The following is a 24,187-nucleotide window of genomic DNA, read 5'->3' as shown; positions in this document are numbered from 1 at the left end:
TATGGGTGAGATTCATATACATTTGAGCAAAATTAAGTATAATGCGTTGCTATTACAACAGATGTTGTATCAGCGCCGTATTCGTATGATACCTGTCGCAAAATGTATGGCAGGCGATGCACAAGTTGAGCATGCTTTAAGAGATTTAGGATTTGATTTACTCGCAGCATCACGGTTAAATCATATTTCTGAAGTCCAAACACAACGTAAAGATTATATGCTGATTAAAGGGACACTCTCCGAACAAGCGGCACGCACTGTGCAATTAACACGCATCAGCTTACAAACTGAGTTAGAAACAATCCATGCGTTGAACGAAGCAGCAATTGAGCAAGGAACAACACATCAATTGCTACTTATGGTGGACTGGAAAGACGGACGAGAAGGTGTATTGACTTACGAGGTAGTTTCGTATATTAAACAAATTAAGAAGATGAAAGGTATTGATTTTAAAGGTCTTGCCTTTAACTTTATGTGTTACAGACAAATGCCACCAACAGAAGAGGATTTACCTTATATGAATCAGTTCATTGAAGCGGTAGAACGAGATACAGGCGTTCATTTGCATACAATTTCAGGTGGAAATTCAAGCATGCTCATGTTAGCGATGTATCAAGATATGGGACGTATTAATGAACTGCGCATTGGAGAAGCAATATTTAGAGGTGTTGAGACAGCTTATAATATGCGCTTGCCACAACTTTATGATCAAGCAGTGACGATGACTGGAAGAATTCTTGAAATCAAACCACGTCTAGATATGAGAACACGTCAATCATACTTGCAAGCAGTTGTGGATATCGGGGAGTTGGATACAGATGTTGGTGACATGATACCAATGGATGATCAATTATCAATCGTTGGTTATACGAGTGATGTCTTGTTGATTAATCTCGGACTGGCAGATTATTATCAAATAGGCGATAGCATTTCATTTGAACTTGGATATTCAGCCATTGCACAAAGTATGCATAATCAACAGTTAGAACGTAACTATATTGAAGATGAAGGGATTGAACTGCTTATTCAAGGATTTGTTGATAAGAAAAAAGAAAAATTTAGTGTACACCATTGACAGTGATAATCATTATCAATTATATTATTGTTAAGGCTTACATTTTATATACAAAAGGAGCGCTAAATTGTGAACAAAAATAAATGGATGGGTCTAATCGCAATGATCGCTGTCATGCTGCTTGTAGCAGCGTGTGGGAATGCGAATGACTCGAAAAAAGAAAGTTCGTCTAGTTCAAAAGGGCAAGCCGTTGAAGTGAAACATGACGGTGGTACTACAAAAATAGAGAAAGAACCTAAAAAAGTTGTGGCACTTGAATATTCATTCGTTGATGCTTTGGTTGCATTAGGTGTGAAACCAGTCGGTATCGCAGATGATGGAGATAAAGAAAATATCATTGATCCAATTCGTGATAAAGTTGGCGATTATAAGTCGGTTGGTGATCGTAAACAGCCGAATTTAGAAGTTATCAGTCAATTGAAACCAGACTTAATTATTGCAGATAGCAACCGTCATAAAGGGAATTATGAACAGTTGAGCAAGATTGCACCAACAATTTTGTTACCAAGTTTAGACTCAGATTATAAACAAAACTTAGAAGCATTCAAAACAATCGGTAAAGCATTATCAAAATCAGATGAAGCGGATAAACGCCTTGATGAACATAAAGACAAGATTGAAAAGTACCAAAAAGAAATTACAATGGATAAAGACAAAAAAGTCTTACCAGCTGTTATTTCTCAATCAGGCTTACTCGCACACTCTGACAAATCTTACGTTGGACAATTCTTACATGAACTTGGTTTTAAAGAAGCATTGACAAAAGATGTTGCAGATCAGTTACCTGAGTATTTAAACGCACCATACTTAAACATGAACTCAGAACAATTATCAGATGTAAACCCTGAACGTATGTTTATTATGGTGAATGGCGAAGATGACCCATTTTACGTTAAAATGAAAGAAGACAAAGTTTGGAATGAATTAGACGCTGTGAAAAACGATCGTGTACATGTTGTGGATCGTTTAACATGGGCGAAGTTCCGTGGTTTAATCTCTTCTGAAGAAATTGCCAAAGAACTTGCAGAAATCTCTAAATCAGAAAAATAAGCAACTTGAATGACTTAAATAAAGGTGATTGGCTATGTTAAAACAAACAATGAAATCATATGATGGACATCACCAAAAGAGACGCACCACGCTCGCATTTATTGTGAGCGTGTGCTTTCTTGTTTTTGCAATCTATTTAAATCTTGCAGTCGGATCGTCCAAAATTAACTTTCAGTCGCTCGTAGATTATTTTTTCTCTGTTAAAGAAACGAAATCAACATTTATTATACATAACGTACGCATGCCTAGAATGGTTGCTGCCGTGATGATTGGTGCTGCGTTAGGTGTTGCCGGGGTATTGATGCAAGCTATCACGCGTAACCCATTGGCATCACCACAGATATTTGGTGTTAACGCCGGTGCTTCATTTGCTGTTGTGTTAATTACCGTACTTATTCCATCGTTTGCAGCCTACAACGTGGTATTTGCATTTGTCGGTGCGTTTATCGGTGGTTTGACAGTTTACTTGTTGGCAGATACAACAAAAGGTATGACACCGATTAAGTTGGCACTTGCTGGTATGACAATTCATTTGTTCTTTACAAGCTTGACGCAAGGAATTATTTTGTTACATGAAGATGCGACAACGACAGTGATGTTCTGGCTCGTCGGTGCATTGCATACGATTAAATGGGTACATATTGCGAAGGTGACACCATTTTTGATTGCAGGATTGATTGGCGCACTGTTATTAGGGAAACAACTTGCTGTACTCGATTTGGGTGATCAAATTGCAACAGGACTCGGACAAAATACACAAGTTATTAGAGCGATAGCAGGATTTTTAGTTGTTATTTTGGCGGGGTCTTGTGTTGCCATTGCAGGGCCAATCGGATTTATCGGCTTGATTATTCCACATATTGTGAAATACTATCTTAACCGTAATTACTTTTTAATTATTTTGTTATCCATGATTATGGGGGCTAACTTGTTGCTCTTATCAGATGTGTTAAGTCGACTGATTGCTTTCCCATTCGAATCGCCTGTCGGTATTGTCACTTCCTTTGTCGGTGCCTTTTACTTCTTATGGATTACTTTGAGAGGGGTGCGTACACGATGAGAGTACATTTAAAACAACGTTATATCATTGTGATCCTGCTACTGATTGTTTTTGCATGTTTAGGTTTAAGTGCAGGTGCTGTGTGGATTGCTCCTACGCAAGTACTTCAAGAAGTATGGACGAACAGTAACTTTATCCTTGCAGAATATCGCGTACCACGTATGTTATTAGCAGTATTAGTGGGGGCAGCATTATCGATTTCTGGAGCTGTCATTCAGGGAATTGTTCGCAATCCATTGGCATCCCCTGATGTGATTGGTATTACGAAAGGAGCAAGTTTAGCAGCAGTTATTGTAATTATTGTGTTTCCAACGGCACCGCTCTTCATTTTGCCAGTTGCATCATTTGCAGGGGCACTCGTGATCAGTATCATCTTATCACTTCTCATCAGCTATAAAAACGTGAAAGGCTCACAACTCGCTTTGATAGGGATGGCAATCGGTGCCATCGCTATGGCGGTTGTACAATATTTGCTAATCCGTCATCCGATGGAAGCTAACATTGCACTTGTATGGCTAACAGGTAGTTTGTTTGGTCGTTCTATGCATCACGTCATGACCATCTTGCCATGGTTATGTGTGGGCATCCCGATTATTTTATATTACAGTCACAAACTCGATATTTTACATTTAGGTGATGAAGTAGCCACTGCGCTCGGCACAGAGGTTAAACGAGTTAAAATGATGCTATTACTGGCAGCTGTAATGTTAGCAGGGTCGGCAATCTCAGTAGTAGGTGGGTTGAGCTTTTTAGGTTTAATTGCACCTCATATTGCGCGCAGTATTGTAGGGCATAAACATTTTCATATTGTTATGATGTCTGGCTTAATCGGTGGTGTGCTAATGGTAGTGGGTGATGCAGCTGCTCGTATTATTGCGCCCCCAATTGATATTCCAGTCGGTGTATTAATTGCAATTATTGGAGCACCTTATTTCTTGTTTGTTTTAAGAAAGATGTAATTGAATATGCATTTTATTGTATCAATATTCAAATGATTCTTGCATATCATCTTTATCCTATGTATAATTTATAAACAATAGGATAAAGATGATTTTTTATATAACTACATAATGATCAGAGTCACATACAATTGATATATCATTTTTAGCCATAACCACTGACAAAAAAAGAAGGATGGATAAAATGGATAACTTAACAAAACAGCAGCATACAGTAGGAAAATGGAAGTTTATTCTGTTGTCGTTAATCGGTATTATTTTATTTTTAGTACCTGTGCCAATTGTAGAAGATGGGCAACGTAAAACGACATTGCCAATCGCATTTTTAGCAGGTATTTTCAAAGACACAATTGGTGGCGTAATGCCATACTTAATTATTGCAATTATTACAATTTCCGGGATTTTAACAATTTTATATAGTTTGATTTGGCATAACAAAAAAGGTCAATCAGAATTTATGGTCAATACTTTTAATGTGACTTGGCCATGGGTTATCGTACGTCTATTTGCGGTTGTCTTTGCATGGCTTACGTTTTTACAAGTCGGACCAGAATGGGTGACATCTGAAGATACAGGTGCCTTGATCTTTGGTGACTTACTCCCAACGCTTGTTGCAGTCTTCTTCTTCGCTGCAATCTTCTTGCCATTATTGTTAGAGTACGGTTTGTTAGAATTTTTGGGACCGATCTTTAGACCCATTATGCGTCCTTTATTTACATTGCCAGGACGTTCGACTGTTGATAACTTAGCATCTTTTATTGGTGACGGTACAGTCGGTGTTATGATTACGAGTAAACAATATGAGCAAGGCTTCTATACACGAAGAGAAGCGACAGTTATTGCGACAACGTTCAGCGTTGTATCTTTAACATTTGCGATTGTTATTGCTGAAACAATTGGTTTAATCGATCGCTTTGCTGCTTTTTACTTCACAGTTATCGTAGCTTGTTTTGTAGCTGCATTAATCATGCCACGTATTTGGCCATTGCGTTCGGTAGAAGACAACTATGTAGATGGTGTTTCTGCAAAAGAACGTCCAGAGAAGCGTTATTCATACAAAGAAGCACTCGCAAAAGGATATGGTGATGCAGTTGAAACAGGCTATCATGCACCGGGCTTCCAGCGTTATGTTCATACAGCAGTACGCACTGTAATGGATATGTGGTTAGTCGTTATTCCAGTTGTCATGGCAATTGGTACAGCTGCAACAATATTAGCAACGTACACACCCATTTTTACTATTATTGGTAAACCGTTCGTACCATTTTTAGAACTATTACAAGTACCAGAAGCAGCTGCAGCATCTGAAACAATGATTATTGGTTTTGCAGATATGTTCTTACCGTCTATTCTCATTGAAGGTGTTCAAAGTGACTTAACTCGTTTCGTAGTAGGTGTGCTCAGCGTATGTCAGTTAATATACTTATCAGAAGTTGGCGGTGTGATTCTAGGTTCTAAAATACCAGTCAGTCTAGGAAAATTATTCTTGATTTTCCTAATTCGTACAATTATCACATTACCAGTTATCGTTTTATTCGCGCACATCTTTTTCTAAAATCATATATACGTTATAAAGGTGGAATGGCTTAGGCTGTTCCATTTTTTGTACGCATAAAAAAGAAAAATGTCCGGTTGATGATGATAAAAAAACGGCGCTCTCCCGAAAGAGAACGCCGTTTATTTTATAATGATATAGTTACTTATTTCGTAACTTCGTTGTAAACTTTTTTATCGTTAAATGTATAGATGATGTATTGATGATCTTCAGTATCAATAATGACACGGTTCGTTTTACCAAATGTTGAACCGATACGAGAAACGTGCTTGCTGTCTAACTCTGGTACTGCATGGATATCTTTGTCTTCTGAAACATTTTTAATAGATTCATTAGGGATGCGGATATCTGCAACTCTCCATTGAATTTGTACTTCTTTGTCGTTTTTCTTAACTGTCATAGCCATTTGACTGACACATCCTTTAACTAATTTGTAGTTATATGATAACGCATTCACACAAAAAATGCAAGTTAATATGTGATACTTTTTAAACAAATGTGACATACTATTTAAAAGCGAAAATACGTTCGTATGAAGTGGTGTTTTGTGCTATAATTTTTTATTATTGAAAGGAGCCGCTTCATGACAGGTAAAACACATGCAGCAGCTGGTTTGTTAGTCGGTACAGCAGTTGCAATGCAATTCGAGTTAGATATTTTTGAAACCGTCACAAGTATGGTCATCGCAAGTATTGCGAGTATATTTCCAGATATTTGCCATACACAGAGTAAGATAGGACGCAAAGTTCCACTTTTGAGTTGGATTGTCAAACGTTTGTTTGGTCATCGGACATTAACGCATTCGATATTGTTTATTGCCATTATATACGGGTTATTGTATACGATACAAACACCGATATACTACATGATTTCTATAATCTGTGGTATGCTTTCACATGTAATATTAGATATGTTGACCCCTAGAGGCGTTCATCTATTATTTCCGTTGCCAATCAAAGTGAGATTCCCGATTCAATTTAAAACGGGTGGCCTACTTGATTTGTCTTTGGCAACTACATTTAGTATTTTGACGATTTACATACTATTTGATGAAGGATTAAGGAACATTATTGACTCACTACTTCACGGCATGTAATTGGATAGAAAAGAGTGAAGTATATGAATGATTCATTCAAAAGGAGCGGAATACAAAGTTATGTTAGATAAGAATAAATTAGAGAAGGTTAATCAGGCACATTTGTGTGAATATGAAAAAATGATGAGTACAAATGAAAAAGAACGTCTAAATGATAAAATCCAGTCATTAGATTTGGCAGATATTCAGTCGTTATACAATGATGTTTATGTGAATAGACAAGAGATTGATGATGTTTCTGACGTTCAAGAAGTTGACTTTGAGCAACGTGCATCATTAACAGATGAAGCGATTGCTTTATATACTGAAAAAGGATTGGAAGCCATTCGTGATGGTAAGTTTGCGGTATTACTTATGGCTGGTGGGCAAGGCACTCGTCTAGGACATAAAGGGCCTAAAGGAACATTTACGCTAGGTAATAAAAGTTTGTTTGAACTACAAGCAGATCAATTGTTACAACTTCAAAAAGATACAGGGCGTTTCGTTGATTGGTATATTATGACAAGTGATATCAACGATGAAGAAACACGTGCGTTTTTTGAAACACATCGCTATTTTAATTACCCACAAGAACATATTTATTTTTACAAGCAAGATAATATGGTGGCGTTGAATGAAGCGGGACAGTTGATTTTTGATAAAACAGGTCGAATTATGGAAACGCCAAACGGTAATGGTGGTGTCTTCAAATCATTGAAAAAAGCAGGTTTTCTGTCACAGATGATTGAAAATGGTAACGAGTATGTATTTATGAACAATATTGATAATGTGCTTGTGCGTGTCTTAGATCCATTATTCGCAGGGTTTACGGTGCACCATCAAAAGGATGTAACATCGAAGTCAATTGCGCCAAAACCGGGGGAGTCAGTAGGACGACTTGTATCGAAAGCAGGCAAAGATGCTGTATTAGAGTATTCTGAGCTAGCTGATGGTGCAGCGGATAACTTTAACAATGCTAACATTGGTATTCATGCATTCCGTCTTGATTTTATCAATCAAGCAGTAGATAAAGCATTACCATATCATTTAGCAATCAAACAACTTGAACAGTTAGATGAAGACTTTGGTGTAGTAACACGGCCAACACTTAAATTTGAGTTATTTTATTTTGATATTTTCGAATACGCAAATACATTCATCACGTTACAAGTACCACGTGAAGAAGAGTTTAGTCCATTAAAGAATAAAGAAGGTAAAGACAGCGTTGAGACGGCAACTGTCGACTTGAGACGTTTGAATATTATAGAGTAGGTGATAAGATGTCGAAAGTAGATGCAGTGAATGCGAAGAAGGTGAAGAAAAAAACAGCCCTTGAGACATTCAAAGAAATCAATCCATTAACTTTTGGTGAAGAGATTGGAAATTCTGTATCTCATGGTGTGGCAGCGATTCTGATGCTGATCGCATTGCCATATGCTGCAGTTTATAGTTACATTAACCACGGTGTTTTAATGTCGGTCAGTGTTTCTATTTTTGTAATAAGTTTGTTTTTAATGTTTATGTCTTCAACGGTATATCATTCCATGCAACAAAATTCTCCGCATAAGTACGTGATGCGTATTATTGATCACAGTATGATTTATGTCGCAATATCAGGAACGTACACGCCTGTCTCACTCGTGTTAGTAGGCGGTTGGCTCGGTTGGACGATTATGATTATTTTGTGGGCAACTACAATTTGGGGAATTTTATATAAAGCGATTGCTACAAAAGTGAATCCTAAACTCAGCTTAATGATCTATTTATTAATGGGATGGGTAGGTATTATTTATGGACCTATTATCATTGGCAAAGGGTTATGGTGGTTCTTAATTTTTATTTTACTAGGTGGTATCTCATATACGATTGGTGCTTGGTTTTATGCTCAAAAGAATCGCCCATACTTCCACATGATTTGGCACATTTTTATATTGATTGCCTCACTTTTCCATTTCGTAGGCATTCTCTATTTTATGTAGTACCAAGAACTTAAATAAATAAGTAGTATTTGTTGGCTAGGAATTCATTGTTGAAGTGAACCCTAGCCTTTTGTGTGAAATGTTTGAAAGGAGAGTTATGATGAGTTTTAAAAAAATTAGTGTCATTATTTCACTCGTACTCATTATGTTTATGTCCGCAATTGAAACATCTATCGTCTCTCTTGCCTTACCTACTATTCGAGATGATCTCAATGCAACACTGCCGATTTCGCTTGTTTTTACTGTTTATTTCGTAGGGATAGTTCTCGTTATCCCGCTGTTGAGTGAGTTGATGTCACGTGTGAAGGTGATCTACGTCACAATGATAGGATTAGTGTTGTTTATTGGCGGTAGTTTACTGTCTGGTTTAAGTCCGAGCTTTGAAGTGTTAATTATTGCCCGTTTCATTCAAGGTATCGGTGCAGGGGTGAATATGTCTTTAGCACAAATAATTCCTAAGTTAGCTTTCGAAATACCCTTCCGATATAAAGTAATGGGGATTGTAGGAAGTGTTTGGGGTATTTCTAGTATTTTAGGTCCGTTTCTTGGTGGTTTTATACTAGAAGTTGCGACATGGCATTGGCTGTTTTATATCAATGTTCCGATTGGGTTGGTTGCTTTCTTTTTCGTACTTTATGCCTATCATTTTGAAGATGAAAAAGTTGTACGACAAAAAGTAGATTATGCGGGAATGCTTATATTTTATGTGCTTATTTTCTTGTTAATTGGAGCGATGGTAACACCCATCTCATTGACGCTCTCATCAATAGGTATTTTCTTGGTAGTTTTATGTAGTGTATTCTTGTTTTATGTATCGAGACGTCATACATCACCATTTTTACCGATGAGTGAGTTCCAACCTAAAATTTCACGTGCTTTTTTTACAGACTTCTTCGTTGCATTTGTATTGATTGGCTTCAATGTCTTTGTGCCAACGTATTTGCAAGACTATTTACATTTGACACCGCTACAAAGTGGTTTGATTGTTTTTCCGCTCACAATGGCATGGTTGCTCATTAATTTTACTCTGGATAAAATAGAAGCACGACTCTCGACGAAAGGGATTTACTTGTTAGCATTTACTATACTCATATTGGGAAGTATGAGTATGTTTCTCGGTGCAACAAAAATCAGTATCATTGCCATTGTGATGTTTGTCGTAGGATTGAGTTTTGGTATGCTTTATACAAAAGATAGTATTGTTGTTCAAGAAACTGCGACACAAAATCATATGAAGAAAATGATGTCGTTATTTACATTGACACGTAATTTGGGCAATGCGACTGGCTCGGCAGTAGTTGGTATAGTTTACGCATGGCAAGTATCGTGGACATCATGGCCAATTCAAAATGTAATGGCAACGAGCTTGTTTGTCGTACTCATGTTGATGATTGTATGGTCTGTCGTGAACAAACATGAAGTTTAAGAAGTGATAGGAAATGGGGGGAACAGCATGAAAGGTAAATTTAATATGATGTCCTTATTTGTTGTACTCTCTATTTTTATCATTTCAGGTATGGTTTTCTTAATATTGTTAGCATTTGGTTTATATGGTTTGAGTCGTATTTTGATTTTTTTACAGTTAGGTGAGTTTGAATACAACAAAGGATTTTATGACAATTTGATATATTATGGCAGTTATATTTTATTGAGTTATTTCGTCATATTTTGTATCGAATATACGATGGACCTTTTGCGTAAAAAATTGTATGCCAGCCCGTATTTAAAAGGGACAACATTTCACTTGATTACCTATACAGTAATGGTTGTAATGTTCTATTATATGGTGCATATTTATTATACAAAAATTCATATTGATTACTGGGTATTGATGTTGATTATTGCTTTTTTATATCTATGCAAGGAAGTCTTCTACCCAGACTCTGAAGATTTGAATCGACGTCCATAAATAGGGGGTGTCGGTTTATTAATTTGCCAATAGAAATTTATAGGCGTAGAATAAAATGGTTGAAAGAGAGGAGAATGAATATGACATCTCAAGTTCAAGTTAGTAGAGAGCAACGAAATATTATTGTTGCAGTCATGCTCATCAGCGCCTTCATTGCCATCCTGAACCAGACTTTATTGAATACAGCACTTCCTGCAATTATGCATGGATTAAACATTGATGAGAGTACATCCCAGTGGCTGGTTACTGGTTTTATGCTTGTGAATGGTATCATGATTCCGCTGACAGCCTATTTTATGGATCGCATCCCTACGCGTAGATTGTACATTATAGCAATGGGGATGTTTTTAATTGGTTCTGTGACTGCTGCCTTGTCACCAAACTTTATGACACTGATGATTGCACGTGTGATACAAGCGATGGGTGCAGGTATTATCATGCCACTGAGTCAATTTACAATGTTTTCACTTTTCCCTAAAGACCGACGTGGATTCGCCATGGGGCTTTCCGGATTGGTTATTCAGTTTGCACCGGCAATTGGACCTACGTTATCCGGTGTGCTCGTAGATCATTTTTCTTGGCGTGCGCCGCTGTATGTCGTTGTTGTTGTTGCAGTAATCGGTTATATATTCGGAATGGTTTACATGCGTAACTTTAGTGATACGAGACCTGTTGTTTTGGATAAGCTATCTGTCGTACTTTCTACATTAGGATTTGGGCTGATGCTTTATTCCTTCAGTATTGCAGGGTCACAAGGTTTCCATCATCCTATTGTCTTTGTTAGTTTATTAATTAGCCTTTTAATTGTCGGTATCTTTGTTGTTCGTCAACTTAAAATCGACAATCCAATTTTGAACTTACACGCTTTTGAAACACGCACTTTTACATTGACATCTATCGCCTCTATGATCGCTTTTACATCTATGGTAGGGCCTGCATTGTTAATTCCATTGTACGTCCAAAACTCCTTAGGCTTATCAGCAATGTTATCCGGTTTAGTTGTGTTACCTGGCGCAGTTATTAATGGTATTATGTCCGTTATTACGGGACGACTTTATGATAAATTTGGTGCACGGGTACTAGTCATACCGGGGTTTGCAATATTATTAGTTTCAACATTTATGATGTCTCAGTTAACAGGACATACAGCATATCTCTATGTTATTAGTATGTACACTATTCGTCTGTTCGCAATTTCGTTAATTATGATGCCGTTGAATACTGCGGGAATAAACTCCCTTTCAAATGAAATGATGTCACATGGCACGGCGATTATGAATACATTGCGAACAATTGCTGGCTCTATGGGAACAGCATTAATGGTGACGTTGATGTCACTTGGCGCCGCACATTATGTTGCCCCAACAGGTATGTCAACATCACTTGTACAACGAGAAGCAATGGCAGCAGGTGTTGATTTGGCATTTTATGTTACAACAGTCCTAGTGCTTATCGGATTTGTTATCAGTTTCTTCATATATGATCGCGGTAAAAAAATTAAAACGCCTAAACCACGTAAGCAATGGCAAGCGTCTAATAAAACGGCACATTAATAATTAGATATTAAGCAGAAAAAACTGACTTGGAAAGCCTTAATGTAGACTTTTCGAGTCAGTTTTTTAGGAATAGGGGACTTTTTGCGAGAAATCAGGGCTTTTACCTTATGCAATCGCTTTATATTTTGTTAAACTATATACAAACGTGTACAAAAAGGAGAGATCATCCGTGTTAACAGTAGAACAAGTGAAAACACTCGTTGGAGAAATCAATGATCCAATTATTCATGTGCCACTTAGTGAAACAGGTGGCGTCATAGATGTATCAGTTAAAGAAGAGAAAGAACATGTGAGTGTCAAAGTTGCGATGGCGCAATTAGGTGGACAAACACAATTAGATTTACAAATGGAAATTGTTGAAAAGTTAAAAGAAAACGGTGCGAAAACAGTCGGTATTCGCTTTGAAGAACTACCGGAAGAAACGGTATCCAAATATCGTGGTAGCAAGGAAGAAGAACAACAAACGATCGAACAATTTATCGCACAAGGCAATGACTTAGAATTTATAGCTGTTGCTTCAGGTAAAGGCGGCGTTGGTAAATCAACTGTTGCTGTCAACTTAGCTGTCTCACTTGCGCGTGAAGGCAAGCGTGTCGGACTGATCGACGCAGATATTTACGGTTTTAGTGTTCCTGATATGATGGGTATTGATGAAAAACCAGGTATTGAAGGTAAAACCGTAGTACCAGTTGAGCGTCATGGTGTTAAAGTCATCTCAATGGCATTCTTTGTAGAAGAAAATGCACCTGTTATTTGGCGTGGACCTATGCTAGGTAAAATGTTGACGAACTTCTTCACTGATGTAAAATGGGGAGATTTAGATTATCTTATTCTAGACCTACCGCCTGGAACAGGAGACGTGGCACTTGATGTTCATACAATGCTACCATCAAGTAAGGAAATTATTGTCACAACACCTCACCCAACAGCAGCATTTGTTGCAGCACGTGCCGGTGCAATGGCAAAACATACAGAGCATTCTATTTTAGGTGTTATCGAAAACATGTCTTACTTTGAAAGTAAAGAAACAGGTAACAAAGAATATGTATTCGGACAAGGTGGCGGTCAAAAGCTTGCAGATGAGTTGCAAACAGACCTTCTTGGCCAATTACCATTAGAACAACCATCATGGAAACCAGTAGACTTTGCACCATCTATTTATCAGCCAGAAGATAAATTAGGTGAAATCTATCAATCTATTGCACGTAAAATTATTGAGAAAACAGCGAAGTAATATGAAGAGATCATAGCTAGAAAGGGTGTTGAAGTAGCATCTTTTCTGGCTTTTTATTATATATCAGTATCGTTGTCGTATTGTGTTGTGAGACGTAAAAATAAAAATATAAAAATTAAAAATGAGACTTGATTTTTTCTTGTAAAGGCAGTAGAATAATTTCTTGTGAGCGAGAGTTCATATAAATCAAAAATAAAAAATGAATTTTATTTTATGGTTGACAACAAATAAATCACTTGTTAAGATATTAAAGTCGCAAAAACGACGATTGAGCATAAATCAAAGGCGAACGAAAACGATAGTGTAAAAGTTACTATTGATAAAGTTTTTAAAATGATTTATGATTGATTAAGTCTTGAAACAAATAAAGTTGTTAAAACTTAATTCAAGTGAAGATGAACATTGAAAACTGAATGACAATATGTCAACGTTAATTCCGATAATTTGAGTACTCAGAGTAGTACTTTCAAGAGTGATTGACTTAAACAATCAAACGAGCTATATCGAGCTATATCAAGCTTACTTCTTTTATGGAGAGTTTGATCCTGGCTCAGGATGAACGCTGGCGGCGTGCCTAATACATGCAAGTCGAGCGAACAGACGAGGTGCTTGCACCTCTGACGTTAGCGGCGGACGGGTGAGTAACACGTGGGTAACCTACCTATAAAACTGGAATAACTTCGGGAAACCGGAGCTAATGCCGGATAATATATTGAACCGCATGGTTCAATAGTGAAAGACGGTTTTGCTGTCACTTATAGATGGACCCGCGCCGTATTAGCTAGTTGGTAAGGTAACGGCTTACCAAGGCGACGATACGTAGCCGACCTGAGAGGGTGATCGGCCACACTGGAACTGAGACACGGTCCAGACTCCTACGGGAGGCAGCAGTAGGGAATCTTCCGCAATGGGCGAAAGCCTGACGGAGCAACGCCGCGTGAGTGATGAAGGTCTTCGGATCGTAAAGCTCTGTTATTAGGGAAGAACAAACGTGTAAGTAACTGTGCACGTCTTGACGGTACCTAATCAGAAAGCCACGGCTAACTACGTGCCAGCAGCCGCGGTAATACGTAGGTGGCAAGCGTTATCCGGAATTATTGGGCGTAAAGCGCGCGTAGGCGGTTTTTTAAGTCTGATGTGAAAGCCCACGGCTCAACCGTGGAGGGTCATTGGAAACTGGAAAACTTGAGTGCAGAAGAGGAAAGTGGAATTCCATGTGTAGCGGTGAAATGCGCAGAGATATGGAGGAACACCAGTGGCGAAGGCGGCTTTCTGGTCTGCAACTGACGCTGATGTGCGAAAGCGTGGGGATCAAACAGGATTAGATACCCTGGTAGTCCACGCCGTAAACGATGAGTGCTAAGTGTTAGGGGGTTTCCGCCCCTTAGTGCTGCAGCTAACGCATTAAGCACTCCGCCTGGGGAGTACGGTCGCAAGACTGAAACTCAAAGGAATTGACGGGGACCCGCACAAGCGGTGGAGCATGTGGTTTAATTCGAAGCAACGCGAAGAACCTTACCAAATCTTGACATCCTTTGACCGCACTAGAGATAGTGTTTTCCTCTTCGGAGGACAAAGTGACAGGTGGTGCATGGTTGTCGTCAGCTCGTGTCGTGAGATGTTGGGTTAAGTCCCGCAACGAGCGCAACCCTTGAGCTTAGTTGCCATCATTAAGTTGGGCACTCTAAGTTGACTGCCGGTGACAAACCGGAGGAAGGTGGGGATGACGTCAAATCATCATGCCCCTTATGATTTGGGCTACACACGTGCTACAATGGACATTACAAAGGGCAGCGAAACCGCGAGGTCAAGCAAATCCCATAAAGATGTTCTCAGTTCGGATTGTAGTCTGCAACTCGACTACATGAAGCTGGAATCGCTAGTAATCGTAGATCAGCATGCTACGGTGAATACGTTCCCGGGTCTTGTACACACCGCCCGTCACACCACGAGAGTTTGTAACACCCGAAGCCGGTGGAGTAACCATTTGGAGCTAGCCGTCGAAGGTGGGACAAATGATTGGGGTGAAGTCGTAACAAGGTAGCCGTATCGGAAGGTGCGGCTGGATCACCTCCTTTCTAAGGATAATATACGGAATATCACCTTTAGGTGATAAGCGGATTAGCGTGACATATTGTATTCAGTTTTGAATGCTCATATTTGAGGGTTCAACCTATAATTAAATTTGTATTGAAAACGTTTGTCAGTCTATGAATCATGAATAAGAATGAGTGAGCTTACTTTGTGTAAGTGATCGAGTGATTATGAAATGATGAAGACGAATGCGAACGTTTGGCAAACAAATTGTTTGTACATTGAAAACTAGATAAGTAAGTATAAATGATTTTACCAAGCAAAAACCGAGTGAATAGCGAAAGCTTGAAACTAAAAAAATTATCGCTAGTCGTCAAATGACGACTCACATAATTAATAACACAGTTTTGAATTGAAAACGCTTGTCAGTCTATAAATCATGAACAAGAGCGAGTGCGCTTACTATGTGTAAGTAATCGAGCGATTGTGAAATGATGAAGCAGAATGCGAGCGATTGTCAATCAAAAGTAGATTAAGTTATTAAGGGCGCACGGTGAATACCTTGGCACTAGAAGCCGAAGAAGGACGTTACTAACGACGATATGCTTTGGGGAGCTGTAAGTAAGCTGTGATCCAGAGATTTCCGAATGGGGAAACCCAGCACGAGTTATGTCGTGTTATCTACATGTGAATACATAGCATGTAAGAAGGCAGACCCGGAGAACTGAAACATCTTAGTACCCGGAGGAAGAGAAAGAAAAATCGATTCCCTGAGTAGCGGCGAGCGAAACGGGAAGAGCCCAAACCAACAAGCTTGCTTGTTGGGGTTGTAGGACACTCTATACGGAGTTACAAAAGGACATGTTAGACGAATAACCTGGAAAGGTTAATCATAGAAGGTAATAATCCTGTAGTCGAAAACGTGACCTCTCTTGAGTGGATCCTGAGTACGGCGGAGCACGTGAAATTCCGTCGGAATCTGGGAGGACCATCTCCTAAGGCTAAATACTCTCTAGTGACCGATAGTGAACCAGTACCGTGAGGGAAAGGTGAAAAGTACCCCGGAAGGGGAGTGAAAGAGAACTTGAAACCGTGTGCTTACAAGTAGTCAGAGCCCGTTAATGGGTGATGGCGTGCCTTTTGTAGAATGAACCGGCGAGTTACGATCTGATGCAAGGTTAAGCAGAAAATGTGGAGCCGTAGCGAAAGCGAGTCTGAATAGGGCGAATGAGTATTTGGTCGTAGACCCGAAACCAGGTGATCTACCCTTGGTCAGGTTGAAGTTCAGGTAACACTGAATGGAGGACCGAACCGACTTACGTTGAAAAGTGAGCGGATGAACTGAGGGTAGCGGAGAAATTCCAATCGAACTTGGAGATAGCTGGTTCTCTCCGAAATAGCTTTAGGGCTAGCCTCAAGTGATGATTATTGGAGGTAGAGCACTGTTTGGACGAGGGGCCCCTCTCGGGTTACCGAATTCAGACAAACTCCGAATGCCAAATAATTTAACTTGGGAGTCAGAATGTGGGTGATAAGGTCCATATTCGAAAGGGAAACAGCCCAGACCACCAGCTAAGGTCCCAAAATATATGTTAAGTGGAAAAGGATGTGGCGTTGCCCAGACAACTAGGATGTTGGCTTAGAAGCAGCCATCATTTAAAGAGTGCGTAATAGCTCACTAGTCGAGTGACACTGCGCCGAAAATGTACCGGGGCTAAACATATTACCGAAGCTGTGGATTGTCCGTAGGACAATGGTAGGAGAGCGTTCTAAGGGCGTTGAAGCATGATCGCAAGGACATGTGGAGCGCTTAGAAGTGAGAATGCCGGTGTGAGTAGCGAAAGACGGGTGAGAATCCCGTCCACCGATTGACTAAGGTTTCCAGAGGAAGGCTCGTCCGCTCTGGGTTAGTCGGGTCCTAAGCTGAGGCCGAAAGGCGTAGGCGATGGATAACAGGTTGATATTCCTGTACCACCTAAATTCGTTTTAAGCGATGGGGGGACGCAGTAGGATAGGCGAAGCGTGCTGTTGGAGTGCACGTCTAAGCAGTGAGATTGAGTGTTAGGCAAATCCGGCACTCGTAAAGATTGAGCTGTGATGGGGAGAAGAAACAAGTTTCTTCGAGTCGTTGATTTCACACTGCCGAGAAAAGCCTCTAGCTAGAAAATAGGTGCCCGTACCGCAAACCGACACAGGTAGTCAAGATGAGAATTCTAAGGTGAGCGAGCGAACTCTCGTTAAGGAACTCGGCAAAATGACCCCGTAACTTCGGGAGAAGGGGTGCTCTTTAGGGTTCACGCTCTGAAGAGCCGCAGTGAATAGGCCCAAGCGACTGTTTATCAAAAACACAGGTCTCTGCTAAACCGTAAGGTGACGTATAGGGGCTGACGCCTGCCCGGTGCTGGAAGGTTAAGAGGAGTGGTTAGCTTCTGCGAAGCTACGAATCGAAGCCCCAGTAAACGGCGGCCGTAACTATAACGGTCCTAAGGTAGCGAAATTCCTTGTCGGGTAAGTTCCGACCCGCACGAAAGGCGTAACGATTTGGGCACTGTCTCAACGAGAGACTCGGTGAAATCATAGTACCGGTGAAGATGCCGGTTACCCGCGACAGGACGGAAAGACCCCGTGGAGCTTTACTGTAGCCTGATATTGAAATTCGGTACAGTTTGTACAGGATAGGTAGGAGCCATAGAAGCGTGAGCGCTAGCTTACGTGGAGGCATTGGTGGGATACTACCCTAATTGTATTGGATTTCTAACCCGCAGCACTTAGCGTGCTGGGAGACAGTGTCAGGCGGGCAGTTTGACTGGGGCGGTCGCCTCCTAAAGAGTAACGGAGGCGCTCAAAGGTTCCCTCAGAATGGTTGGAAATCATTCAAAGAGTGTAAAGGCATAAGGGAGCTTGACTGCGAGACCTACAAGTCGAGCAGGGTCGAAAGACGGACTTAGTGATCCGGTGGTTCCGCATGGAAGGGCCATCGCTCAACGGATAAAAGCTACCCCGGGGATAACAGGCTTATCTCCCCCAAGAGTTCACATCGACGGGGAGGTTTGGCACCTCGATGTCGGCTCATCGCATCCTGGGGCTGTAGTCGGTCCCAAGGGTTGGGCTGTTCGCCCATTAAAGCGGTACGCGAGCTGGGTTCAGAACGTCGTGAGACAGTTCGGTCCCTATCCGTCGTGGGCGTAGGAAATTTGAGAGGCGCTGTCCTTAGTACGAGAGGACCGGGATGGACATACCTCTGGTGTACCAGTTGTCGCGCCAGCGGCATAGCTGGGTAGCTATGTATGGACGGGATAAGTGCTGAAAGCATCTAAGCATGAAGCCCCCCTCGAGATGAGATTTCCCAACTTCGGTTATAAGATCCCTCAAAGATGATGAGGTTAATAGGTTCGAGGTGGAAGCGTAGTGATACGTGGAGCTGACGAATACTAATCGATCGAAGACTTAATCAAATTTTTTCACAAGGTTTTGTTTGTGTAACTGATATACTTACTATCTAGTTTTGAATGTATAACATTCAAATTTATCTGGTGCCAATGGCAAAGAGGTCACACCTGTTCCCATGCCGAACACAGAAGTTAAGCTCTTTAGCGCCGATGGTAGTTGAACTGACGTTCCGCTAGAGTAGGACGGTGCCAGGTAATCTTATTAATCCACAGTAGCTCAGTGGTAGAGCTATCGGCTGTTAACCGATCGGTCGTAGGTTCGAGTCCTACCTGTGGAGCCATTAAGGCCCCTTGGTCAAGCGGTTAAGACACCGCCCTTTCACGGCGGTAACACGGGTTCGAGTCCCGTAGGGGTCACTTTTTTTGGAGAATTAGCTCAGCTGGGAGAGCATCTGCCTTACAAGCAGAGGGTCGGCGGTTCGAACCCGTCATTCTCCACCATTTTAATTTTATACGCGGAGGGGTAGCGAAGTGGCTAAACGCGGCGGACTGTAAATCCGCTCCTTCGGGTTCGGCAGTTCGAATCTGCCCCCCTCCACCATCTTTGGGCTATAGCCAAGCGGTAAGGCAACGGACTTTGACTCCGTCACTCGCTGGTTCGAATCCAGCTAGCCCAGCCATAAGAGCCATTAGCTCAGTTGGTAGAGCATCTGACTTTTAATCAGAGGGTCAGAGGTTCGAATCCTCTATGGCTCACTTGTAACCCTATCTCAATCGAGGTAGGTTTTTTTGGTTTTTTATGTTTTAAAGGATGTTCACCTTTTGTGGTGGGATGGCATGAAATGCTATCCCGCCTTTTTTATGTTTTAAATCATTTGGATACAAAAAAAGCGCTCATGCCTCTATAATTTTAAGTGACTAAACAAAAAATAAAGAGGAGACATGATGCGCCTATGTGTAATGATATATTAAAACTACTAAAAATGAAAGTCAAAATGCATGAAACTATTTAATTATATAAAAGTTAGCATATAAATACTTGATTTTATTCGATTGCTTGATTATTCTGACAATGATGCGCTTGATGCATTCAAGGGGTTATCAAGTGCGATCTAAAACAAGGGGGATTTTATATGAATAAAAAGATAGAGCTTATAGGTGCACCGGTATTATTCGGTCAAAGGAAATTCGGTGTGGATTTTGGCCCGGATGCAATTCGTTATGCAGGAGTTGTTGAAAGACTTCAAAGAATTGGTCATGAAGTATTAGACAGCGGGAATATTTCTGTTCCAAAAGTAAGTGTTGAAAAGCTACAAGCTGAGACGTCAGGACTGAGAAATTATGAAGAAATTTTCTCATACAATAAAACATTAATGGAGAAGGTATCTGAAAGCATCACACAAGGGCATTTCCCAGTTGTACTAGGTGGTGATCATTCACTAGCAATTGGTTCTGTATCAGGTGTGAGTGCTCACTACGATCAACTCGGTGTGATTTGGTATGATGCACATGGTGACTTGAACATACCTGAAGAATCACCATCTGGCAATGTACACGGCATGTCTCTTCGCATTCTTGCTGGAGAAGGGGATGAACAACTTGCACAGCTTGGTGGTATGTCACCTAAAGTCTCACCTGATCGTATTGTACTAATTGGTATGCGCGACTTAGATTATGGTGAGCGGCAATATATTAAAAAACATGGTATTAAAACGTATACGATGGCAGATATCGATGCGTTAGGAATTAAGACAGTGATTCAAGAAACGATTGTATACCTAAAAGAGCGTACGGATGGTATTCACTTGTCGTTGGATGTAGATGCTTTAGACCCAAATGAAACGCCTGGAACTGGTACGAAAGTGTCGGGTGGTTTAACATATCGCGAAAGTCATTTTGCGCTAGAGTTATTGCAGCAATCTGGGTTAATTACTTCATTGGATGTAGTAGAAGTGAATCCACTATTAGACAATGGTAATCATACAGCAGAACAAGCGGTGGCATTGTTAGGTTCGTTCTTCGGTGAAACATTATTATAATCTTCACAAATGATATATGACAAGTGACTGTTATCCTTGTTATAATAGATCTTATGGGAATAGATTACCGGAGGAGATGCTATGCATATTTCAAATCTCTTTGAAAAATTAAGTACGCTTGAAGTTGTCACGGGTATTCTAGATTTATTAATTGTTTGGTATGTCATCTACCTATTGATTGCAGTTTTTAGGGGAACGAAAGCCATTCAGTTATTAAAAGGGATATTATTTATTCTAATCGGGAAAGCCGTCAGTGAATACTTACAACTCACAACAACTTCAAGGATGTTTGATTTGGCGATGCAGTGGGGCTTTTTAGCAATCATTGTTATCTTCCAACCTGAGATCAGACGTGCGCTTGAGCAATTAGGGCGTGGCAGCTTCTTTAAACGCTATACGACCACATCTTATGAAGAAGTACCAAAACTTGTTGATGCCGTATCAAAAGCTGTTCAATATATGGCAAAGCGCCGTATTGGGGCATTGATTGTTTTTGAAAAAGAAACGGGATTACAAGATTATATTGAAACGGGTATTCCAATGCATTCAGACATTTCGCAGGAATTATTAACAAATGTCTTTATTCCGAATACACCGTTACATGATGGTGCAATGATTATTCAAGGAGATAAGATTGCGACCGCAGCGAGTTATTTGCCGTTGTCCGATAGTCCGAAAATTGCTAAAAGTTTGGGGACTCGTCATCGTGCAGCCGTTGGTATTTCAGAAGTATCCGATGCGTTCACTGTCATCGTCTCAGAAGAAACAGGTTCTATATCAGTTACTTTTGATGGCAAGCTGCGTAAAGATATTTCAGTCGAAGTTTTTGAAGAATTACTGTCTGAACATTGGTTTGGAACACACTTTGTAAAGAAAGGTGTGAATTAGATGTTAGAGTCTAAATGGGGCTTGCGCTTTTTTGCGTTAATATTGGCGCTGCTACTGTTCTTATCAGTAAATAATGTCTTAGGAGATTCTTTTACAACAGATAATATTGCAAAAGATGGGCATAAGACGATTAAGAATGTACCAGTAGAAGTGATCAATAACAACAAAGACCTATATGTGTCAGGGGCACCAGATACAGTCGATGTTGAGTTGAGTGGTCCGCAATCTAAAGTGTTACAAGCAACAAAAGTTGAAGATTACAAAGTCACGTTAGATGCGACAGATGCCGGTACAGGTGAACAAACGATTGCATTTCAGGTGCGTGGTTTAGACAGAGATATTAATTATCGTGTCTATCCTAAAGAAGCAACACTCTCTATTGAGAAGAAAGAATCACGAGAAGTGATCATCGAGCCGAATATTAGTCGATATGCAGTTGATCCAAATTACCAAGTTTCCGAAGCAACTGTTAAAAATCATACGGTGAAAGTCATCGGCGGAAAAGAACAGTTGGATCGAATTGCATTTGCAAAAGCAAGTTTAAGAGAAGATTTTCTGATCACTCAAAAAACAACAGCTAAAGCAAATGTCGCTGTTTTCGATAAAAATATGAATAAGCTAGATGTACAAGTGGTTCCTTCAACTGTCGATGTAACAGTTGATGTTGAACCGTATCATAAAAAAGTGAAGATTGATTTGACGAAAAAAGGTACAGCTGCTGACGGTTTTAAGGTAGGCGATGTGACCTTAGATAAATCGACAATTGACCTTTATGGTAATCGAGAAGCCTTAGAAGATGTCGATGAAATATCTGGAGAAGTGGATGTCAATGGTGTCTCGACTACTACGACAAGGTCAGTGAAATTGGACTTACCAGATCAAGTATCTTACACGAAACCAACAGATGTCACTGCTACGATATCCGTTGAATGAATAATATAAAGGAGATATGAATTATGGGTAAATATTTTGGGACAGACGGTGTCAGAGGCGTAGCCAACCAAGAGTTAACACCAGAGTTAGCGTTTAAATTAGGAAGATACGGTGGCTATGTTTTAGCACATAATGAACATACAGAACATCCACGTGTGTTAGTGGGGAAAGACACACGTGTATCTGGGGAGATGTTAGAACACGCATTAATTGCAGGGCTTGTATCAATTGGTGCAGAAGTGATGCGCTTAGGTGTTATCTCAACGCCGGGAGTTGCGTATTTAACACGTGAAATGGAAGCAGAATTAGGTGTAATGATTTCAGCATCGCATAACCCTGTTGCAGATAACGGTATAAAGTTTTTCGGCTCAGATGGCTTCAAGCTGAGTGATGCACAAGAACAAGAAATTGAAGCTTTATTAGATGATGAAACGACAGAATTACCACGACCAATCGGTTCTAAGATCGTACACACATCGGATTACTTTGAAGGGGCACAAAAGTATTTAAGTTACTTGAAGTCAACGATTGAAGTGAATTTAGAAGGACTGAAGATTGGTTTAGATGGTGCTAACGGTTCAACAGCTTCTCTTGCACCTTTCTTATTTGGAGACCTTGAAGCGGACACGATGACAATTGGATGCAGTCCAGATGGTTACAATATCAATGAAGGTGTCGGATCAACACACCCAGAACCTTTAGCGAAGAAGGTTGTTGAAGAAGGTTGTGATTTTGGATTGGCTTTCGATGGTGATGGAGATCGCTTAATTGCTGTGGATGAAAAAGGTAATATCGTTGATGGTGACCAAATTATGTTTATTATCGGTCAAGAAATGGCGAAAAACCAAGAATTGAATGATAACATGATTGTTTCAACAGTGATGAGTAACTTAGGCTTCTATAAAGCTTTAGAAGCAGAAGGCATTCAATCGAATAAAACAAAAGTTGGAGACCGTTACGTTGTGGAAGAGATGCGACGTGGTAATTACAACTTAGGTGGCGAACAATCGGGTCATATCGTATTGATGGACTACAACACAACAGGTGATGGCTTATTAACAGGTGTGCAACTTGCAGCTGTTGTAAAGCGTACTGGCAAAAAACTGAGTGAGTTAGCTGCCCAAATGAAGAAATACCCACAATCACTTGTAAATGTAAGGGTCACTGATAAATATGGCGTAGAAGATAATGCTGATGTCAAAGAAGTCATGGACCGTGTTGAAACGGAGATGAACGGAGAAGGACGTATTCTAGTTCGTCCTTCCGGAACAGAACCGCTTGTACGTGTCATGGTTGAAGCAAAAACAGATGAAGATGCAGTTCGTTTTGCACAAACAATTGCAGATGTTGTAGAAGAAAAAATGGGATTATAATCCTCAGAGAAACCCGATATCAAGTCGAAGATAGCGGGTTTCTTTTTATGGATGTTGATAGTATATGTTAGTGGTTATT

17 protein-coding genes, 6 tRNA genes and 3 rRNA genes are annotated in these 24,187 nt (G+C 40.2%); 25 read left to right on the top strand and 1 reads right to left on the bottom strand.

Features of this window, described 5'->3' with window-relative positions; genetic code table 11:
- Nucleotide 1: 1 nt before the first annotated feature.
- The 5 genes from C7J88_RS05175 (at nt 2) to C7J88_RS05155 (ending at nt 5,699) form a co-directional block, all read left to right on the top strand.
- Nucleotides 2-1,075, top strand: a complete 1,074-nt coding sequence (locus C7J88_RS05175) for an alanine racemase (RefSeq protein WP_095117568.1) — start codon at nt 2-4, stop codon at nt 1,073-1,075.
- An 87-nt stretch (nt 1,076-1,162) separates the two neighbouring features.
- On the top strand, nt 1,163-2,125 hold the full coding sequence (locus C7J88_RS05170) for an ABC transporter substrate-binding protein (RefSeq protein WP_371866984.1): 963 nt from the start codon (nt 1,163-1,165) through the stop codon (nt 2,123-2,125).
- Nucleotides 2,126-2,153: 28 nt separating this feature from the next.
- Nucleotides 2,154-3,185: a FecCD family ABC transporter permease gene (locus tag C7J88_RS05165; protein ID WP_371866983.1), complete on the top strand. Its 1,032-nt coding sequence runs from the start codon at nt 2,154-2,156 to the stop codon at nt 3,183-3,185.
- A complete protein-coding gene (locus tag C7J88_RS05160) occupies nt 3,182-4,144 on the top strand; it encodes a FecCD family ABC transporter permease (protein ID WP_095117565.1) in 963 nt (320 codons plus the stop codon). The genes C7J88_RS05165 and C7J88_RS05160 overlap by 4 nt, the downstream gene beginning before the upstream one ends.
- 184 nt (nt 4,145-4,328) lie before the next feature.
- Entirely contained in the window at nt 4,329-5,699 is a 1,371-nt protein-coding gene (locus C7J88_RS05155) for a YjiH family protein (protein ID WP_095117564.1), read from the top strand.
- A 145-nt stretch (nt 5,700-5,844) separates the two neighbouring features.
- Here the strand turns inward: C7J88_RS05155 and C7J88_RS05150 are convergent, their stop codons facing one another.
- Nucleotides 5,845-6,105, bottom strand: coding sequence for a SunI/YnzG family protein (locus C7J88_RS05150; protein WP_095117563.1), 261 nt, complete (start codon nt 6,103-6,105; stop codon nt 5,845-5,847).
- 177 nt (nt 6,106-6,282) lie between these two features.
- On the opposite strand from C7J88_RS05150, the gene C7J88_RS05145 reads away from it, so the two are divergent.
- The 20 genes from C7J88_RS05145 (at nt 6,283) to glmM (ending at nt 24,108) form a co-directional block, all read left to right on the top strand.
- A complete protein-coding gene (locus C7J88_RS05145; protein WP_095117562.1) occupies nt 6,283-6,795 on the top strand; it encodes a metal-dependent hydrolase in 513 nt (170 codons plus the stop codon).
- Nucleotides 6,796-6,855: 60 nt separating this feature from the next.
- Nucleotides 6,856-8,046, top strand: coding sequence for a UTP--glucose-1-phosphate uridylyltransferase (locus C7J88_RS05140; protein ID WP_095118152.1), 1,191 nt, complete (start codon nt 6,856-6,858; stop codon nt 8,044-8,046).
- Nucleotides 8,047-8,054: 8 nt separating this feature from the next.
- On the top strand, nt 8,055-8,753 hold the full coding sequence (gene trhA / locus C7J88_RS05135; RefSeq protein WP_095117561.1) for a PAQR family membrane homeostasis protein TrhA: 699 nt from the start codon (nt 8,055-8,057) through the stop codon (nt 8,751-8,753).
- A 100-nt stretch (nt 8,754-8,853) separates the two neighbouring features.
- On the top strand, nt 8,854-10,179 hold the full coding sequence (sdrM, locus tag C7J88_RS05130) for a multidrug efflux MFS transporter SdrM (RefSeq protein ID WP_095117560.1): 1,326 nt from the start codon (nt 8,854-8,856) through the stop codon (nt 10,177-10,179).
- A gap of 27 nt (nt 10,180-10,206) precedes the next feature.
- Nucleotides 10,207-10,662, top strand: coding sequence for a SepA family multidrug efflux transporter (locus tag C7J88_RS05125; RefSeq protein ID WP_095117559.1), 456 nt, complete (start codon nt 10,207-10,209; stop codon nt 10,660-10,662).
- Between the two features lie 80 nt (nt 10,663-10,742).
- Nucleotides 10,743-12,215, top strand: a complete 1,473-nt coding sequence (locus C7J88_RS05120) for an MDR family MFS transporter (protein WP_095117558.1) — start codon at nt 10,743-10,745, stop codon at nt 12,213-12,215.
- A 172-nt stretch (nt 12,216-12,387) separates the two neighbouring features.
- Nucleotides 12,388-13,452 (top strand): Mrp/NBP35 family ATP-binding protein, encoded by a 1,065-nt coding sequence (locus tag C7J88_RS05115; protein WP_095117557.1) that lies wholly within the window; start codon nt 12,388-12,390, stop codon nt 13,450-13,452.
- Nucleotides 13,453-13,979: 527 nt separating this feature from the next.
- Nucleotides 13,980-15,530 (top strand): 16S ribosomal RNA (locus tag C7J88_RS05110).
- 486 nt (nt 15,531-16,016) lie between these two features.
- A 23S ribosomal RNA gene (locus C7J88_RS05105) occupies nt 16,017-18,941 on the top strand.
- 74 nt (nt 18,942-19,015) lie between these two features.
- Nucleotides 19,016-19,130 (top strand): 5S ribosomal RNA (gene rrf / locus C7J88_RS05100).
- The 16S, 23S and 5S rRNA genes sit together here with 6 tRNA genes alongside, the layout of an rRNA operon.
- Nucleotides 19,131-19,141: 11 nt before the next feature.
- Nucleotides 19,142-19,216 (top strand) — tRNA-Asn (locus C7J88_RS05095).
- Nucleotides 19,217-19,220: 4 nt separating this feature from the next.
- Nucleotides 19,221-19,292 (top strand) — tRNA-Glu (locus C7J88_RS05090).
- Nucleotides 19,293-19,300: 8 nt separating this feature from the next.
- A tRNA-Val gene (locus C7J88_RS05085) sits at nt 19,301-19,376 on the top strand.
- A 16-nt stretch (nt 19,377-19,392) separates the two neighbouring features.
- A tRNA-Tyr gene (locus C7J88_RS05080) sits at nt 19,393-19,476 on the top strand.
- A 4-nt stretch (nt 19,477-19,480) separates the two neighbouring features.
- A tRNA-Gln gene (locus tag C7J88_RS05075) sits at nt 19,481-19,555 on the top strand.
- Between the two features lie 3 nt (nt 19,556-19,558).
- A tRNA-Lys gene (locus C7J88_RS05070) sits at nt 19,559-19,631 on the top strand.
- A gap of 377 nt (nt 19,632-20,008) precedes the next feature.
- Nucleotides 20,009-20,914, top strand: coding sequence for an arginase (gene rocF / locus C7J88_RS05065; RefSeq protein ID WP_095117556.1), 906 nt, complete (start codon nt 20,009-20,011; stop codon nt 20,912-20,914).
- A gap of 81 nt (nt 20,915-20,995) precedes the next feature.
- Entirely contained in the window at nt 20,996-21,802 is an 807-nt protein-coding gene (gene cdaA / locus C7J88_RS05060) for a diadenylate cyclase CdaA (protein WP_095117555.1), read from the top strand.
- The gene (locus C7J88_RS05055; protein WP_095117554.1) at nt 21,803-22,735 is read left to right on the top strand and encodes a CdaR family protein; all 933 of its coding nucleotides are present in this window, start codon (nt 21,803-21,805) and stop codon (nt 22,733-22,735) included.
- A 23-nt stretch (nt 22,736-22,758) separates the two neighbouring features.
- On the top strand, nt 22,759-24,108 hold the full coding sequence (gene glmM, locus C7J88_RS05050) for a phosphoglucosamine mutase (RefSeq protein ID WP_095117553.1): 1,350 nt from the start codon (nt 22,759-22,761) through the stop codon (nt 24,106-24,108).
- The last annotated feature ends 79 nt before the right edge of the window (nt 24,109-24,187 follow it).

Origin of the sequence: Staphylococcus muscae (genome assembly GCF_003019275.1) — a bacterium.
In the GTDB taxonomy this organism is placed as follows: Bacteria; Bacillota; Bacilli; order Staphylococcales; family Staphylococcaceae; genus Staphylococcus; species Staphylococcus muscae.
The sequence above is the reverse complement of the archived record's forward strand: the minus strand, read 5'-3'. Positions and strand labels throughout refer to the sequence as shown.

Coding starts and splice junctions, on each gene's coding strand:
- C7J88_RS05170 (WP_371866984.1), top strand. CDS start 1,163: ATGGGTCTAATCGCAATGATCGCTGTCATGCTGCTTGTAGCAGCGTGT.
- glmM (WP_095117553.1), top strand. CDS start 22,759: ATGGGTAAATATTTTGGGACAGACGGTGTCAGAGGCGTAGCCAACCAA.
- C7J88_RS05155 (WP_095117564.1), top strand. CDS start 4,329: ATGGATAACTTAACAAAACAGCAGCATACAGTAGGAAAATGGAAGTTT.
- C7J88_RS05145 (WP_095117562.1), top strand. CDS start 6,283: ATGACAGGTAAAACACATGCAGCAGCTGGTTTGTTAGTCGGTACAGCA.
- trhA (WP_095117561.1), top strand. CDS start 8,055: ATGTCGAAAGTAGATGCAGTGAATGCGAAGAAGGTGAAGAAAAAAACA.
- C7J88_RS05160 (WP_095117565.1), top strand. CDS start 3,182: ATGAGAGTACATTTAAAACAACGTTATATCATTGTGATCCTGCTACTG.
- C7J88_RS05125 (WP_095117559.1), top strand. CDS start 10,207: ATGAAAGGTAAATTTAATATGATGTCCTTATTTGTTGTACTCTCTATT.
- C7J88_RS05055 (WP_095117554.1), top strand. CDS start 21,803: ATGTTAGAGTCTAAATGGGGCTTGCGCTTTTTTGCGTTAATATTGGCG.
- C7J88_RS05175 (WP_095117568.1), top strand. CDS start 2: ATGGGTGAGATTCATATACATTTGAGCAAAATTAAGTATAATGCGTTG.
- C7J88_RS05120 (WP_095117558.1), top strand. CDS start 10,743: ATGACATCTCAAGTTCAAGTTAGTAGAGAGCAACGAAATATTATTGTT.
- C7J88_RS05150 (WP_095117563.1), bottom strand. CDS start 6,105: ATGGCTATGACAGTTAAGAAAAACGACAAAGAAGTACAAATTCAATGG.
- cdaA (WP_095117555.1), top strand. CDS start 20,996: ATGCATATTTCAAATCTCTTTGAAAAATTAAGTACGCTTGAAGTTGTC.
- rocF (WP_095117556.1), top strand. CDS start 20,009: ATGAATAAAAAGATAGAGCTTATAGGTGCACCGGTATTATTCGGTCAA.
- sdrM (WP_095117560.1), top strand. CDS start 8,854: ATGAGTTTTAAAAAAATTAGTGTCATTATTTCACTCGTACTCATTATG.
- C7J88_RS05140 (WP_095118152.1), top strand. CDS start 6,856: ATGTTAGATAAGAATAAATTAGAGAAGGTTAATCAGGCACATTTGTGT.